This window comes from [Scytonema hofmanni] UTEX 2349, assembly GCF_000582685.1.
GTDB classification, from domain to species: domain Bacteria; phylum Cyanobacteriota; class Cyanobacteriia; order Cyanobacteriales; family Nostocaceae; genus Hassallia; species Hassallia hofmanni.
Genome location: NZ_KK073768.1, coordinates 3,610,386 through 3,626,245 on the forward strand (window position 1 = coordinate 3,610,386; position 15,860 = coordinate 3,626,245).

Sequence of the window (15,860 nt, forward strand, 5' to 3'; positions counted from 1 at the left end):
GTCTCTCCTTTTAATTCTGTAGTTCTTGTGTTCTTTGCGAGATCAAACCCTGAATGCGACCGCCAATCGGCGCTGGTCTGGTCGGATCGATCTGGATGTCAACTACGAATGGGGCTTTTGAAGTAAGTGCCATCTCTAACGCTGCTTCTAGATCGGATTCTTTCTCCACACGAATGCCGCAGGCTCCCATTCCGGTGGCAATTTTTACAAAGTCACTACGCGGAATTTCTGTATCCACGCCGATCAGTCCTTGTGCCGTATTGCCCTGGTCGCACATATTGTAACGTGCATCATTAAGTACGATCCAAACAGCAGGAATCCGGAATTTAACAGCCGTGCTGACTTCGTTGTTCATTAGCATGGCTCCATCTCCGACAATAGCGACAGCCTTACCATTATGTCCCAATGCACCACCCACAACACCTGTGACAAAATGGCCCATAGATGCAAAATAAGTACTGATCCGAAAACGATCTGGTTGTGTAAATTTTAGCAGGTGAATTGCCCAAGCAAATGAGTTCCCTCCCTCAGCCATGACCAAAGCATCACTGCCTTCAACAATTACCCGTTGAATGGCATCCATCAGTACCTCAGGACGCACTAGCCTCTCTGGGCTGGGATTGATAATCTCATGGTGTGGACGAGGTAGCGACAAAACTTCTGACCCCTCACGACGTTTTGGTATATCCTCCAGCAACGCCTTGACAAACATTCCCACATCAGAATGGATAGCAAAGGTTTCAGCAGATGGATAGGCGGTTCCAGGCACTTCTGGATCAATATCAACGTGGATAAACCCTCGTGAGGGAACCATATCGGGTCGCCAGAAGGAAGTGAATTCTCCCAGACGCGTTCCCAGCACTAGCACGTGCCGAGGACATTGCACCTGCATATAGGTCAGAACGGACGGATGTCCAGCAAAGCCTGTGACACCTATAAACTGAGGATGATCTTCGGGAAAAATTCCTTTGCTACGCGGGGAACACATGACCGCTGCACCTGTTTTTTCAGCAAGCTGACGAATTTCCTGAGCAGCATACCGCGCACCGAAGCCAACCCAAATTGCAAAAGGTCCTTCATTGAGCAACTGTACACATTTGGCGATCGCTTCGTTACTAACAGTTGCAATAGTTCGAGAGAAAGCCACTTGTGGCACCGATATCTTGTTTGGGCTACCCTGAATCCCTGTTGGGATACTAATGTGAGCCACGAAGCCACCAAGTTGTCCTAAACCGATAGAAAGCCTACGAGCTATCTCCGGCAGTTCGGCGTCGCTCTCTAGTATGGTAGCATAATGGAACAGCGAACCTGAAGTAAAAAGACCTGAGATAGGCATTGTATAGCTGCTGGTTTCTTGTAAAGCCCACCGTCCACGTTGTGCTACCGGAGTATAACCCGACAGCAAAATTACCTTTGCTCCGTCTGAGCGTGCCGCAAACAAACCAGTCAGTGCATTGGTGAGACCAGGACCAGTCGTGGTGAACACGACTACGGGGCGACCACTTGCAAGATAAGACTCAGTAGCTGCAAAGGCTGCTCCTGCTTCATGGCGAAAGTGAAAAACTTGGATCGGGCTACGCTCCAGCACTGTCCATAGAGGTGCCACCCCGCCTCCCGAAACGCCGAATGCATGAACGACTCCCATATTTTGCAGCATCTCGACCACAGCCTCGGCGACCGAAAGCTGTGCAGATTCCTGGCTGCTGGAACTCGGCATACTGTCGGAGCAGGAGTTGGGCTGATTATCTACTAGAGGTGAACGACGTACGGGTGACTTTGATAGTGAAGAATTAGGAGATTCAGATGACGCAAGTTCCACATCTGTATCTCGTTCCAACTGTTCAGCCGTACTCACATTTTGAATATGGATTTTAGCGCTCATAATGCACCAATTAAATACGTGAACTTTGACAAGCACCCACAATTGTGTATTGTTGTGCTGGCAACTAACTATAGCTGTGCGAATTCCCCCCTCTGAGAAGCTACTTACTTCAGCCGTGGAGCAGATAAAGCCTCTTCCAGAGAATAAACTTGGTCACGGTTTACGACCAGTGACTATACTGTAGTAACCAAAGTTAGATTTGACTTGAACGTCAGTGAAACCAGCTTCCATCAGCATCACTAACAATTCATGACCTGAATATTGCTGACCTTCTGTCCACAAAAGCATACCAACATCAGTAGCAGCAGCCATAGAGGGACCAGTTTTGAGGTCATTATAAAGCACTTCGTGAATGATAATGCGACCTCCAGATTCCAAGCTCTCAAAGCTTTTCTGGGTAAGAAAACCGCACTTCTCTAATGACCAATCGTGATAAATACAACCATAAAAGTGGAGATCAGCTTCTGGAAAGGGGTCGTTCCACATATCACTCATGTGGGTATTGATACGATTTTGCAAGCCATAACGCGTCACAAACTCTTGTGCTACCTCACATACCAAAGGTAGGTCAAGGATAATGGCTTGCAAGTTTGACCATCTTAACGTCGCACCAATGGCATGAGCACCTGAACCTCCGCCAATGTCAAGCAGCAATTTGTGCCCTGACAGATCAATGACATCTGGCCAAAGTAATGCAGATGCCATACTACCACTATGCATAGTGTAAGTGAAAGTACGTGTAAGGTCTTCCTGCTCTTGATGTGACTTGAAGAGTTCGCCGTGACCGTAAACCTGGGGTGAATTGCTAAGAACCGCCTTTTTTATAGTCTCGAACGAGTACAGATTATCTTGGGCAATCATCCCATCTAAAATGTAGCCGAAATACGTGAGGCTGCTTTCGAGAAGATAGTCTTCTGCAAGCAGGGTGAGTGAATAACAGTCATATTTTACTTGCACCAGTTCAACAGATGCAAGTACCGCTAAGAGAGCTTGAGCCGGACGGGGATCAATTGAGAGCAGGCTACAAATTTCTGCAAAGGTGCGCGGTTGTGCAGCAAGAAGAGAGAAAAGCTTGAGGTCATGAGCAATAAGGACGACTTTTTTTAAGATATCACCATAGATAATATTCCACAGTGGCTGTACATTTGTTCTCGGTTTTTTAATGGTGAAAGATGCAGTTTGGCTCATATTAACTTCCTGAAGTTTGTCAGTGATATGGTAAAGAGTAAATCCACTTAACGAGGGGTGATCTTGGTTGAGCGAAAAGCTTGTTTAGCCTCTTCACGTAGAAGTTTCTTAAGAACTTTACCAGTTCCGTTTTTCGGAAGCGAATCGATAAACTCAACAGTATGTGGAATTTTATAAGCTGCCATCTTCTCAGAACAGAAGGCAATGATCTGTTCTTTTGTAATTGCTTCACCTGGTTTGAAGAGGATGTTTGCCTTAACTATCTCACCTTTTACTGGGTCTGGAACTCCGTAGACAGCACACTCAGCAACTGCTGGATGCAGATAAATAACATTCTCGACTTCAGTTGGATACACCTTAAATCCAGACACATTAATCATGTCTTTCAAGCGGTCAACGATGTAAAAATAGCCATCTTCATCCATCCGACCAATGTCTCCGGTATGAAACCAACCATTTTTGATAACTTGAGCAGTTTCCGAGGGGCGATTCCAATAACCAAGCATGACGTTCGGACCACGAACAACTATCTCGCCAACTTCCCCTGGCTGTAACGACTCACCATCAACATTAACAATTTTCATTTCCACATTCTCAATGGGAGTACCAATAGACCCAAGTTTGTATCTCAAGTCGTGGTTATAGCAGGCAAAGGGGGATGTTTCGGTAAGACCGTACCCTTCATGAATCACATAACCGTGTTTTGAGTGCCACCTTTGCACAATTTCCATCGGCATAGGTGCTGCGGCTGTAAAGTAATAGCGTACTGAATCTAGATCAAAGCCGGATATATCTGTGTCAAGCAATCTTATGAAAACTGTCGGCACCCCAAAGAACATAGTGACGCCATGAGTAGTGATGCTTTTTAGTACTTGCTCCAACTCAAAACGGCGTTGCAGAATGATTGTTGCACAAGCGTTGAGTCCGGCATTGAGAATCGCGTTTTGACCAAAGCAATGAAATAAGGGCACGTAAAGCAGTAATCGGTCCTCAGGCTGCATCCTGCAACAGCGGTTTTTGGAATAAATGTTTGAAATCACATTGCCGTGGGACAGCGTAGCACCCTTGGGAAATCCTGTTGTGCCTGAAGTGTAAACAATGGCAGCAGGTTCGTCACGCTCCATTTCAATGGCACGAGCGTTAGGTGAAGCACAAGACAGCAGTTGCTCTAGACTCATTCCCTTTCTGGCTTCACCTACTGCAATCAAAATATGTTTGAGTTCAGGTAATTCTGAATCAAGCACATTTTCGCTGAGAGAATCTGTTGTAATTAATGCTTTTGCACAGCAGTCATTAAGAATGAATTTGACTTCACTCTTTTTAAGCATAACATTTAATGAGACTGCTATGGCACCAATTTTTAAAATGCCAAGATAAGAAATCACAAATTCCGGAGTATTTGGCAAAAATATTGCCACTCGTTGTCCGCGTTCAATACCCAATCCGGACAAGGTATTGGTAACGCGATTAACCATCTCATCAAGTTCTTTGTAAGTAAAAGATTTTTCGTCGAAAATGAGAGCTTTTTTATTCGGAAAAAATCGACGACCGCGCTCTATATTGTGTGCAATATTCATAATTTTTGCCAATTCACTTTAAGTTGGACAACAAACCATTAATTGCTTGCACAATTTGACCACCAGCAGCAATATCAGCTGCGATAAGTGCAATATGTTTGTCTAAAGGTTGGTCGTTATCGTTCCAGATGTACGATTGATTCTTATCTGGTGGCTGTCCTACAACTTCGCGCACAGCTGTGTACAAATTCGCAGATGTAGGCGATAAAGTTGCTTGTGCATCGTAATGACCGGTCATTACATAAGTCCGTAGGTCAACAGCTTGTACCCCAAACATCAGCGCGATCGCCATGTATTGCTGAAAGATTTCAAGTGTGCGTCGTGCAAGAGTTGCCGAATTGAACCCTTGGCTGTTAATGTTTTGGTTAAATTGTTCAGCATGGGTTGGAAAGTGATTGACTACCGAGTTACCATAGAAAGTCAACAGTGGCATGAGCGAATTTCCAGTTATTTGTAGAGCCTTGAGTCCCATGTTGACAATTCGCTTTTGATTGCCGACTAAAGACGGTGGCAACCCGTTGTTAAATTCTGGTGCGACTAAGAGCGCGATTTGCACATCTAAATGTTTAGCCAACAACCCCATATAGTAGCGTAGGTGATCCATGCTAGTACCTACATACTGTCCAAGGAAATTGCCACCGTGATAGCTGGCATTGTTTTCAACATCAATCAATGGATTGTCGGTAACTGAGTTAATTTCAATCTCAATCTGCTTGGTAATCTGCACTAGTCCATCAACGATAGGTCCCATGTACTGTGGCAAACAGCGGAGTGAATAACGGTCTTGTATTGGTTCTTTGTCGCGATAGTCGTGAGAGCCATCTAACTCGTTGCGGATTAAGTGCGAACTTGCAAGAAGGTTGAGCATATGAGCTGCTGCCCATTTTTGACCAAAATGTGGTTTGCGTTTATGAATAAATGGGTGGAAAGATTGATTTGTTCCCTTTAAACCCTGAATGAATAGGGCGTGGACACCCATCGAAAGCGCTAATAAAACTTTAGCATCATGTACGCATAAAGCAGCAATTCCTGTCATCACGGAAGTACCATTCATCATTGCCAACCCTTCTTTAGGCAGCAATTGCATCTGTGGCAAACCAAGCCGACTTAGTGCTGTTGGGGCATCAATCTCTTCGCCTCTGAAATCAACGGTGTAGTTAGCATTATGACCAATCAGTGCACCTATTATGTAAGACAAAGGCGTGAGATCACCACTGGCACCGATAGAGCCAAATTCATACACATACGGTGTGACGCCATTATTCAAGAACGTCATCATCCGTTCGATGAGTTCGAGCCTGATACCAGATGCACCATGCAAGTGTGAGGCAGCACGCAAGAGCATTGCTGCACGTACATCTGAGCTAGGTAACTTTTGTCCTGCCCCAACTTTGTGATACCAAATCAGGTTATTCTGCAATTCAGTTGCATATTCAGGTGAGATGGAGATGTTAGCCATACCGCCAAAGCCAGATGTAACTCCGTAAATTGGCTGTGCCTTTTCGACAGCATTGGCAATGTAAGCACAAGATGCTTGAACGCCCTGCAAGATGTCATCCCTATCTGTTAAACGTATCCGTGCGTCATGACGTGCTACCCTGACTACGTCGTCTATTGTCAGGTCTTGCTCACCTACAACCATAGATGCATGTGAATCTCTAACAAAAGGTAAAGGTAATGGAACAACAGTATCTCTATTGTCTGGTAATGATGTTGTACTCATCTAGATTTCCTTCCAATTCGCGGTAGTTATTTACAGAGAGGATTGAATTTTTCATGCACCTGTTACGGGGCAGAAACTAGGGAAGTAGAGTCTTGTAAATGAATATTTTCAAGCTTTGCAGTTACTTGTGGTGCTTGCAACCACCGACCCACGGCTTTGCCAATGACAGCCATTTCCTGCATTAGCCTCTCATATCGTTCCAGTGTTAGAGACTGAGGACCATCTGAAAGTGCCTTAGCTGGGTTTGGATGTACTTCAATCATCACTGAATCTACACCCGCCGCGATCGCTGCCATTGCCATACTTGGCACAAACTCTGATTTACCAGTGGCGTGACTGGGGTCAATCATGATCGGCAAGTGAGTCAGTGATCGCAAAACAGGGATCGCAGATATATCAAGGGTATTGCGGGTGTACTGTCGGTCAAAGGTGCGAATTCCCCGCTCACACAAAATCACATTTGGATTGCCTGCTGCCAAAATATACTCAGCTGCCATCAACCATTCTTCAATGGTAGCTCCAAGTCCGCGTTTAAGAAGAATCGGTTTACCTGTGACACTGACCTTTTTCAATAGCGAGAAATTCTGCATATTGCGAGCACCAATTTGCACCACATCCGCCACTTGTGCAACCTTCTCTAAGTCAGCTGTATCCATGACTTCGGTGACAATCCCTAAACTTGTAGCGTCTCTAGCTCTGGCTAATAAGCCTAAAGCACTCTCACCATGACCCTGGAAAGCATAAGGTGAAGTCCGGGGTTTGTAGGCTCCTCCTCGTAAAAACATCGCTCCTGCTGCTTTTACTCGCCACGCTGTTTCTATAATCATCTCTTCATTTTCTACAGAACAGGGACCAGCTACTATAACCAAAGGGTGGTTTTGGCCAAAGGTTACAGATCCACTGGGAATTTGTATAACTACCTCACTAGGTTCTCCATTGCGAAATTCTTTTGAAGCCCGTTTAAAGGGCTTTTTCACCCGTAGAACCTGCTCAATAAAAGGGCTTAAATTTTGGATTTGTCTTGGATCAATCTCCGCTGTATCACCTACCAAACCAATCACTACTTTGTGGTTACCTACAGATTTTTCTGGGGTGATGTTCCAACTGAGGAGTTCTTTACTGACTCGCTCAATTTCTGTTGATGGACTGCCGGTTTTCATGATGATAATCATTTATTCAATATCTTTCTTAATTTTTGTAACTAATGATGATTTTAATTGATATAACAACAGTTTTTTTCTACCGTTGTAAAACTAATTCAAAATGGAGCTAAGTAGGTGGGCGTTAAAAAACATAACTATACTTTTGTCATTGCGTTCGCGGAGCGTCTCGTAGAGAGGAGGTACGACGAAGCAATCGCAAGGGTTTTGAGTAATTTACATTCTGTTACATAGTTGGGTTTATTCGTGCCGACCTACTTATCACTGTTTTAAATTGAACAAAAAGGTCTGAAGGTAACAGTGAACTTGCCTAGATTTACTACGTAAAACAGAATGTCGCAAAACTGATAGTGTTCACAATAAGACTATAAAGTAGACTGGTTAAGCATCAGATTTTAAGCTAGGGCATTTTATGGGGTCTGGTGTGCATGATTGCTGTGATTAAATCTGAGAAAACTTTCATACCAGCACTCAATGTTGACCATATAAACCGATCCAAAAACTAGTGTGTATTTTGTATATTCGACATAATTTTTGAAGGCGATTAATACATTTTTGTAGATATAGTTGCTTGATATTTCTCCCCTTGAGAATAGCACAATTCTATGCGATCGCTACCAATAAAACTAATGATATAGCAATCCGAAATCGATTGAGCCAGCCGAATGTGCGTTCCACAATCTATCGTTTCGGCAATCGTTCATGCGAAACTCGTTTGCGCTCCTGCTGCTACTATACCTCATAAACCTGCAATCTGCTGTGTCACTTAAAGCAATCCTAATAATCACAGGACTTACGCAACTGGCACATTTATTTGAGAACTGTCACATTGAATTAATTTGGCTCTAGCGTTTATAAATCAATACTTACAAGCATTAACCTCAAATTTCAATATCTGTGCCAGTTGACATTATTTTGTGACGCTTGCGTAAGTCCTGTTTATTTTTTGGATCTCCCTAAGACAACCTTACTTCTATTTTGTCAAGTCTTCTAACTTGCTTAGAGCAATGCTTACAACCTCTTTATCACTCCGTCAACTGTGGCGGGAGCAATGAGTGTCAGTTGCATTTATGGAAGTCAGATGAGATTAATATTACTCCCTATACTGAGTGCGTGTTGAGATGCCGTAATAATAGCTTCTAGATGGTGTTTGCTCAATCCATTGTTGACAGACTTTGTGATAACCAAAGCCAGTTGCTCTGGTGTCAAGTTATTGATGCTAATTGCCATTTCAGTAAGCACTGCATCCAATATCTCTTGGGAAATTGCAGTTAGATTTAGGATGCTAGTTGATATCTGTGTGGTGTCGTCAGATACATCCTTGTTGTTAGTTACGATCTGCTCGTCTTCAACTGCTGCAGATTGCAGCACGTCTTTCGACGATAGCGAACACGTTTTTATCTCTGCCTCTGTTTGAGTCAAATCCTCTGGCGCAGAGAAAGCAGTCAAAGTTTTATACTGCAAAGGTTCTATAGATTTGCTAAATTTAGACTTTTTGGTTTTTGCAGAAACTTTAACGGTGACTGCCTTGTCAGGTTTGAGCTTTGCGCTTTTCTGATGTTGGCAGACAATTACCTTAGCCTTGCTGTAGCTGATATTTTCGCCTAAACTTGCGCGTTTCAAAACTTCTTCTCTTGCATCTTTAGGTGTGGAGGGAGCAGCAATCAGATACAGAGCTGAGGCGGTGATATTTAAATTCGTAAAATTTACGAATTTGAACTGCTCCCAAACTTGCATGAATTTAGTAGCTGTTGATATACTCCAATGAAACTCAGATTTAAGCCAATTTATGAAACTTCCATGTCCCAGACACTGCTTTACCTCAATTAGCTTGCGGCCAATATCGATGATATCTTGAGCATTACGGCGCATTAAGGTCTTGATTTCGCAGGTCACCTGTTGAACAATCATTCGATTTTTGGTTTCTAGAGCACCATAATCAAAGTTTGGAGTTTCCTGATTTGATAGATGTTCTAAAGTTTTAGATGGAGATGCACCTGAATTCATACTATATTTACTCCATTTTTTATAGTAAGGACAACCTGACCACATTCACTAAATGACAAATTTTCGGAAAATTACGGAAAAACAAGGGCAGGACTTACGCAACTGGCACAGCGATGCCTAGGGAACTTTTGCTTCGGTAGGCAAAAACTAGAAGCATGGGAATATCTGGACGTTTTAGTTGTTAAATTCATTGAAGAGGGCAGAAGGCAGGAGGTAGAGGGCACTTATGTAACGTTTGCGATGGGGATTCAAACCCCACCTGAACGAGAGCCACCAAATTTTCAATTTGGCTCCTTGCTTAAACTCTTGCTCACGACCGTCGCGCAGACGGTTCGGGCAATTCCTTGAAGGGATTTATCCCTTCTGCCTTCTGCCCTCTGCCCTCTGCCTTTCTTGATAATTTGACAACAATCCATGCTTGATTTGATAATTTGTTTTACAACTTCTATAAGCTAAATTTTTCAGCCTAAGACAGACTAAACTAACGCAGGCAATATGGTTTCTTTGAATCCGACTTTTGCGACATTGGCATGATTCAATCCCGGTCAATTATTTGAATTCAAGAGTGTAACTTCTCAACCTTCCAACGCACCTTACACACTTTTTGTACAACGGACGTTGAGTCTTGAGATAAATCATTGGTAGCGACTTTGGAGGTTCTATCGGTAGAGACAGCAAACCGAAATAGTTTCACCTTTTTCGCACCTGGGAGCTTTTTTATTTTAACAATTTTATCTTATTTTAACTCCTCCTTATGCCAAGATAATAACTCAATTCTTTGATAAACTTTTTTTATTTACCGTATCATCAACAAGTCGATTACATTTGAGAGGAGAATAATAATATTTACCTAAATCATCAACATATAACATCAATTTATCGTCGCTTCGCTCCTGGGTGTGGGGTGTGGGGTGTGGGGAATGTAAGTAGGTAGGCACAAATAAACCTACCTATGTAACGAAATGTAAAACCCTCGAAACCCTTGTGATTGCTTCTCCTGTCGGAGACGCTTTTCTGCGAGAGGCTTTGCCAACGCGAACACTTCACTTCGTTACGTTCGCTTCGGACGTAGTTAGGTTTTATCGTACTTATCTACTTAAGTGAAGATTGGGAACACCCCACACTATGAGTGCAATTGGGTTCAAGACCCCACCGAAAAAGTGCGGTGTCTACGGCTCTTGTGGGGTCCAAATCCCCAGAAGAAGGGTGTAGGGTGTTGGGGGTAGGGTGTGGAAATAAAATACGGAGAAAGTTCAAGTAACTCTATATTTCTTTCCCCACACCCCACACCCCTTCTTCTACGCCCTACACCCCACTCAGCCACCCCCCACACCCTGTTCAATTGTTGTATAAGTAGATATGCACGAATAAACCTAGCTATGTAACAAAATGTAAAAAATCCATAACCGTAAGCGAATTGCTTGTCTGCGACACGATGCGCGAACGTCGTGCCTCCTCTCTACGAGACGCTCCGCGAACGCAATGACAGAAATATAGTTGTGTTTATTTACACCCATCTACTTAATGCCAACTGCTCATTATACAGCCTTAAACGGTAAATTCTTATGGCATACAAGGTTTTGCAGTATTTCTGTCACATGGTCTATCTTGGTTTTTCCATGTCTATCGGGGTCATAAATACGATAGTCAACTACCCAAAATTTGCCAACATCATGATTGACATGTATACAATATAAATAAGTGGGCGGGAAAAATTTCAAGTATGTAACGAAAAGTTAATTAGAGGGATTAGAGTTAAATTTAACACGTTGCGTATTGTAGTTTCCTCTTTCTCCCCTAGCTTGAACACCATTAATTACGGCGTAAGCAAGGTCTAATTCATCATCAAATGTTTGCCCTGATAGTTCATCTTCATGGATGCTACTGAGAAGCGTGTTAGTTTCGACACAACAATAGGCTGAACAAATTCTCCGGTGGTATACGTATAGATGGAGAATAGCAGACTATCACAAAATCTGAAAATCTGGCTGTAAAGCGGAAAGTTATCGCTTGGCAGGTGAGATTATGCCAACAATGTTGGGTTTATTAACAGTTATTGCAGCTGTGGGTCTTTCTAGCTCGTTTCCACTCTTATCCCCTTTTTTTTGAGTACCCGTCTTAATCTGTCAGGACTCAGTTGAATTTGGCGATCGCTCTCTAATTTCTGCGCTAATTGAAGACTATTGTAAGTAGTTAAACAAAATTAATTACACATTTTTCCACGTACCAGCCATGTGCATTTAACAAGCATTACCTCTGCTCGGTCTTTAACTTTCTGTGGTAAGTAGGTGGGTGTAAATAAACACAACTACATTTCTGTCATTGCGTTCGCGCAGCGTGTCGCAGACAAGCAATTCGCTTGCGGTTACGGAGTTTTTACATTTTGTTACATAGCTAGTAGTCCGTCAAGACAACTTTGCTGGGTTAAACAGGCGGATACAGGCGTTGGAGTTTGTTACGTGCAACCGTAGTACTAAAGCGCCAATTGACACTTGCCCTTTGTTGATTGCGTTGTTGCTCCCAAGCGGCGATTTCAGATGACAATGTTTGTATGTCAGGAATTCGCCGCTCCAGACATTGCCGCGATAAAACTGACAATTCAATTTCTACTTGGTTTAACCAGCTTGCGTGTTTGGGTGTGTAGTGGAACTCGAGCTTTTGGATAATCCGCCGTGCTTCTTGTGGTTCAAAAGTTTGATACAAAGCGGCTGGATTATGTATATTAAGGTTATCGACTACCAAACGAATCACGTCTGCGTTGGGGAAATATATGTCCACCAAATTTTTCATCTGTTTGGCAAAGTCTATTTTTGTACGAGAAAGGGTGACTTCCATATGGCGCCATCCTGCTAACGGTTGAAAGCAGGCAAAAAGGTTAACATTGCCGTTACGTTTATACTCGTAGTCATAACGAAGAGGTTGTTCGGGTTGAGGTGGTAACGGTTCCTTAATATCTTCTAGGAGTTGACATGGGCGCTCATCAAAGCAGACTACAGGACGTTTGGGATCGTAAGACTCATTGTATAAATCCAAGACATCTTCCATCCGCATTACATACTCAGCGTCAACATAATTGAATACACCACTGTTCCTTTAACCAAGGTTAAACGAGCGTTTTTTTTAGAGTTTGGCGAACAGTTTCATAACTCATAGAGTCTACTATGCCTAAACTTACTATGCGTTCTGCCAAAAGCTTTAGTGTCCAACGTGTACGTCCCTCTGGAGCGTGAGAACAAGCAGTAGCAATTAAAAATGCTTCTTGTTTACCATCTAGCTTACGAGGTTTAGGTGGATGAGGGCGATCGCTCAAAACAAAGTCTACCCCACCAGTTACAAATTTGGCGCGAGTGCGCTCAACGGTCGAAACGTTGATAGAGAGGGCTTCTGCTATCAAGCGGTCGGTTTTTCCATCAAATGTCATTAACAGAATACGAGCACGCGTGATAATTCGGGCTTTACTTGTGCCTGATCTAATTAACGATCGCAGTTGCTCGACCTCTGCCAAATTGAAATTTATGGTATATTTTTTACCCATCATCTCGCCCACAAAGCGTATGAAAGTAGCTTACCTTAAATTGGTATTACCCAGCAAAGTTGCCTTGACGGACTACTAGTAGTCTGGCAAGTCAACTTTGCTTGGTGAGACAGGTGGATATAAACGTCCCATTTTCTTACGTGCATCCGTACTTTTAAAGCGCCAATTTACACTCGCATGCATGAAAATTGCGATCGCTCTGCCAAGAAGCAATTTCAGAGGATAATTTTTGAACGTCAGCAATTCGTCTTTCTAAACATTGACCATCTAATTTCCGTTGTTTTGGTGGATGAGGGCGGTCTTGTACAGCGCGCTTCAATTCCTCCCTCTACGTATCTGGCACGGGTACGTTCTACGGTTTAAACGTATACTCTTAGACATTTTTGGCATTTATGATTTATGCAATTTAGATATGTGAATTAACTTAATAAAAAAGCGCTCCATAAAAAAGCGCTTTTAATATTTATGGTTCAGTTAATACGGACATAATTTTAACCGCTAACTGAAACTTGTAACTGAAACTTGATCCTTATCATCTCTAGCCTTGAATACTTGGAGCAGTGAGAGCAACTGGTGAAGATTCACTAGCAGCCAAGTCCAGAGGGAAGTTGTGAGCGTTGCGCTCGTGCATCACTTCCATACCCAAGTTAGAACGGTTAAGAATGTCAGCCCAGGTGCTGATTACACGACCTTGAGAGTCGATTACGGATTGGTTGAAGTTAAAACCGTTCAGGTTAAACGCCATCGTGCTTACACCTAAGGAGGTGAACCAAATACCAATCACAGGCCATGCAGCTAGGACAAAATGCAGTGAACGAGAGTTCTTGAAGCTAACGTACTGCCAGAACAGACGTCCTAAGTAGCCATGAGCAGCAACTATATTGTAGGTTTCCTGTTCTTGACCAAATCTGTAGCCATTGTTGGTCGATTCGTTTTCAGTGGTTTCACGCACCAATGAAGAGGTCACCAAAGAACCGTGCATAGCACTAGCTAATGACCCGCCGAATACACCTGCTACACCGAGTTGGTGGAAGGGGTGCATCAGAATGTTGTGCTCTGCTTGAAACACTAACATGAAGTTGAAGGTTCCGGAGATACCCAAGGGCATTCCGTCACTGAAGGAACCTTGCCCGATTGGGTAGATCAAGAATACTGCGGTTGCTGCTGCTACTGGAGCAGAGAATGCTAGGCAGATCCAAGGACGCATACCTAAACGGTAAGACAATTCCCATTCACGACCTAAGTAGCAGAATACGCCAATCAAGAAGTGGAATACTACCAATTGGTAAGGACCACCGTTGTACAACCACTCATCTAAGGAAGCTGCTTCCCAAATTGGGTAGAAATGCAATCCAATTGCGTTGGAGGAAGGAACAACTGCACCGCTTATAATGTTGTTTCCGTAAATCAAGGAACCTGCTACAGGTTCACGGATACCATCAATGTCTACTGGAGGTGCTGCGATGAACGCAATGATGAAGCAGGTGGTGGCGGCTAGCAAGGTGGGGATCATCAATACGCCGAACCAACCGATATATAAACGGTTCTCAGTGCTGGTGATCCAGTTGCAGAAGCTTTCCCACAAGGTAATGCTTTCGCGTCTTTGGAGAGTAGAAGTCATAACTTGAATGATTGCAATGTATTTATGATTTTACTGGGTGGGCTGCTTATAAGTTTGTTAACAACCCATGATTAATAATTTAATTAACTTTTATATGTTTTGTCAGTTACTAACTAGTTATAAATTAAGTTAGTAACTAATATGGATGGTTATGTCAAAGGATAAAATGAAAAAGAGTATAGCTTGCTTGTTATAAGCTGTTAGCAAACAAATAATAAAACATATAACTTTTTATAACTGACAAAATTTAGTGGATACCCTAATATGTATATATTGCTTTGTTAAAGCTAACGAGCAATTTCAACCTGACAATTACTTTCTCGTAATTGATAGGTTGTGGTCATATTTTATTGATTGCTTTATTGAAAAAGCGCTTCCAAAGGAAGCGCTTTTTTATCTATAGATCAACTTTACTTAAGTAGCTACATAAATCAGATTCATCAACGCGTTTTCACGCCCTCAAAAACTTTTTGCAATTAAAATTGTATGAATTTACTCAATCTTTTAACGGGTGCAGACGAGCAAATAGCCTTAGTTGCGCCAGAGCGTCCGGCTTTGACGTATAAACAATTGTGCTCCAACGTAATTGAACTGGCAGCGCAACTCAATCGCTTTGGATTGGGACAAGGAGATAAAATTGCGATCGCCATCCCCAATAGTCCAGAAATCGTCATTACCTTTCTGGCTTGTGCCCTGTGTGCTACCGCTTGTCCGTTGAATCCGAAGTACAAGCAAGAAGAATTTGCTTTTTATTACAAAGATACTCAGGCAAGAGCACTTTTAACTGTACCTGGAACTGTTGAAGAAGCTCTGGCGGCAACAACACCCGAAATGATGCTACTTCATGCTCATACCTTAGCTGATGGAACGCTGAACTTTGAAGCCATACGCGGAGAATCTTCGCCACGTTCGGTTGAATTGGCTGAAGCTAATGATGTGGCGATGATTCTCCACAGCATGGGCACTACCAGGCGTCCCAAGCGCTTCCTGATTCGCCATCGCAATCTTCTAGCATCATCAGCCGTTAATATTCAAAGCGCCAATTCCCTCACAGCAGATGACAAGACACTCTCAATCATCCCGCTGTTTCACATTCACGGGCTAGTTGGGTGTATGCTATCAACTTTTGCTTGCGGGGGAACGGTAATTTGTTCTTAAACTGAACTA

8 protein-coding genes and 4 pseudogenes are annotated in these 15,860 nt (G+C 43.0%); 2 read left to right on the top strand and 10 right to left on the bottom strand.

Translation table 11 applies throughout. From position 1 onward, the window contains the following. Nucleotides 1-10 precede the first annotated feature (10 nt). The 8 genes and pseudogenes from TOL9009_RS39995 to TOL9009_RS50915 all read right to left on the bottom strand — a co-directional run. Nucleotides 11-1,882 carry a ScyA-related TPP-binding enzyme gene (locus TOL9009_RS39995; RefSeq protein WP_038296497.1) on the bottom strand — a complete coding sequence of 624 codons (1,872 nt, stop codon included), beginning with the start codon at nucleotides 1,880-1,882 and terminating at the stop codon, nucleotides 11-13. A 153-nt stretch (nucleotides 1,883-2,035) separates the two neighbouring features. Further along, a complete protein-coding gene (locus tag TOL9009_RS0121185; RefSeq protein WP_029634537.1) occupies nucleotides 2,036-3,070 on the bottom strand; it encodes a methyltransferase in 1,035 nt (344 codons plus the stop codon). Nucleotides 3,071-3,117: 47 nt separating this feature from the next. After that, the gene (locus TOL9009_RS0121190; RefSeq protein WP_029634538.1) at nucleotides 3,118-4,647 is read right to left on the bottom strand and encodes a class I adenylate-forming enzyme family protein; all 1,530 of its coding nucleotides are present in this window, start codon (nucleotides 4,645-4,647) and stop codon (nucleotides 3,118-3,120) included. Between the two features lie 13 nt (nucleotides 4,648-4,660). Continuing rightward, on the bottom strand, nucleotides 4,661-6,370 hold the full coding sequence (locus TOL9009_RS0121195; RefSeq protein ID WP_029634539.1) for an HAL/PAL/TAL family ammonia-lyase: 1,710 nt from the start codon (nucleotides 6,368-6,370) through the stop codon (nucleotides 4,661-4,663). Nucleotides 6,371-6,432: 62 nt separating this feature from the next. Then, the gene (aroF, locus tag TOL9009_RS0121200; protein ID WP_029634540.1) at nucleotides 6,433-7,542 is read right to left on the bottom strand and encodes a 3-deoxy-7-phosphoheptulonate synthase; all 1,110 of its coding nucleotides are present in this window, start codon (nucleotides 7,540-7,542) and stop codon (nucleotides 6,433-6,435) included. Nucleotides 7,543-8,607: 1,065 nt separating this feature from the next. Continuing rightward, nucleotides 8,608-9,537 carry a DUF3102 domain-containing protein gene (locus tag TOL9009_RS42265; protein WP_051502978.1) on the bottom strand — a complete coding sequence of 310 codons (930 nt, stop codon included), beginning with the start codon at nucleotides 9,535-9,537 and terminating at the stop codon, nucleotides 8,608-8,610. Nucleotides 9,538-9,891: 354 nt separating this feature from the next. After that, nucleotides 9,892-10,418: pseudogene (locus tag TOL9009_RS50910) on the bottom strand (transposase); the annotation flags it as partial. 660 nt (nucleotides 10,419-11,078) lie between these two features. Further along, nucleotides 11,079-11,228, bottom strand: a pseudogene (locus TOL9009_RS50915) (IS701 family transposase); the annotation flags it as partial. Between the two features lie 181 nt (nucleotides 11,229-11,409). On the opposite strand from TOL9009_RS50915, the pseudogene TOL9009_RS49535 reads away from it, so the two are divergent. Beyond that, nucleotides 11,410-11,598: pseudogene (locus TOL9009_RS49535) on the top strand (IS4-like element ISLpn5 family transposase); the annotation flags it as partial. A gap of 363 nt (nucleotides 11,599-11,961) precedes the next feature. Here TOL9009_RS49535 and TOL9009_RS44615 read toward each other — a convergent pair. Continuing rightward, nucleotides 11,962-13,072 (bottom strand): annotated as a pseudogene (locus TOL9009_RS44615) (IS630 family transposase). Between the two features lie 538 nt (nucleotides 13,073-13,610). Beyond that, nucleotides 13,611-14,693, bottom strand: a complete 1,083-nt coding sequence (gene psbA, locus TOL9009_RS0121225) for a photosystem II q(b) protein (RefSeq protein ID WP_029634543.1) — start codon at nucleotides 14,691-14,693, stop codon at nucleotides 13,611-13,613. 486 nt (nucleotides 14,694-15,179) lie between these two features. Between psbA and TOL9009_RS40005 the strand changes: the two genes are divergently transcribed. After that, complete coding sequence (locus tag TOL9009_RS40005) at nucleotides 15,180-15,851, top strand: AMP-binding protein (protein WP_051502979.1); 672 nt, start codon at nucleotides 15,180-15,182, stop codon at nucleotides 15,849-15,851. Nucleotides 15,852-15,860: the final 9 nt, after the last annotated feature.

Excerpts from the sequence above, each read along its gene's own strand:
- TOL9009_RS39995 (WP_038296497.1), bottom strand. The coding sequence starts at position 1,882 with ATGAGCGCTAAAATCCATATTCAAAATGTGAGTACGGCTGAACAGTTG.
- TOL9009_RS0121185 (WP_029634537.1), bottom strand. The coding sequence starts at position 3,070 with ATGAGCCAAACTGCATCTTTCACCATTAAAAAACCGAGAACAAATGTA.
- TOL9009_RS0121190 (WP_029634538.1), bottom strand. The coding sequence starts at position 4,647 with ATGAATATTGCACACAATATAGAGCGCGGTCGTCGATTTTTTCCGAAT.
- TOL9009_RS0121195 (WP_029634539.1), bottom strand. The coding sequence starts at position 6,370 with ATGAGTACAACATCATTACCAGACAATAGAGATACTGTTGTTCCATTA.
- aroF (WP_029634540.1), bottom strand. The coding sequence starts at position 7,542 with ATGATTATCATCATGAAAACCGGCAGTCCATCAACAGAAATTGAGCGA.
- TOL9009_RS42265 (WP_051502978.1), bottom strand. The coding sequence starts at position 9,537 with ATGAATTCAGGTGCATCTCCATCTAAAACTTTAGAACATCTATCAAAT.
- psbA (WP_029634543.1), bottom strand. The coding sequence starts at position 14,693 with ATGACTTCTACTCTCCAAAGACGCGAAAGCATTACCTTGTGGGAAAGC.
- TOL9009_RS40005 (WP_051502979.1), top strand. The coding sequence starts at position 15,180 with ATGAATTTACTCAATCTTTTAACGGGTGCAGACGAGCAAATAGCCTTA.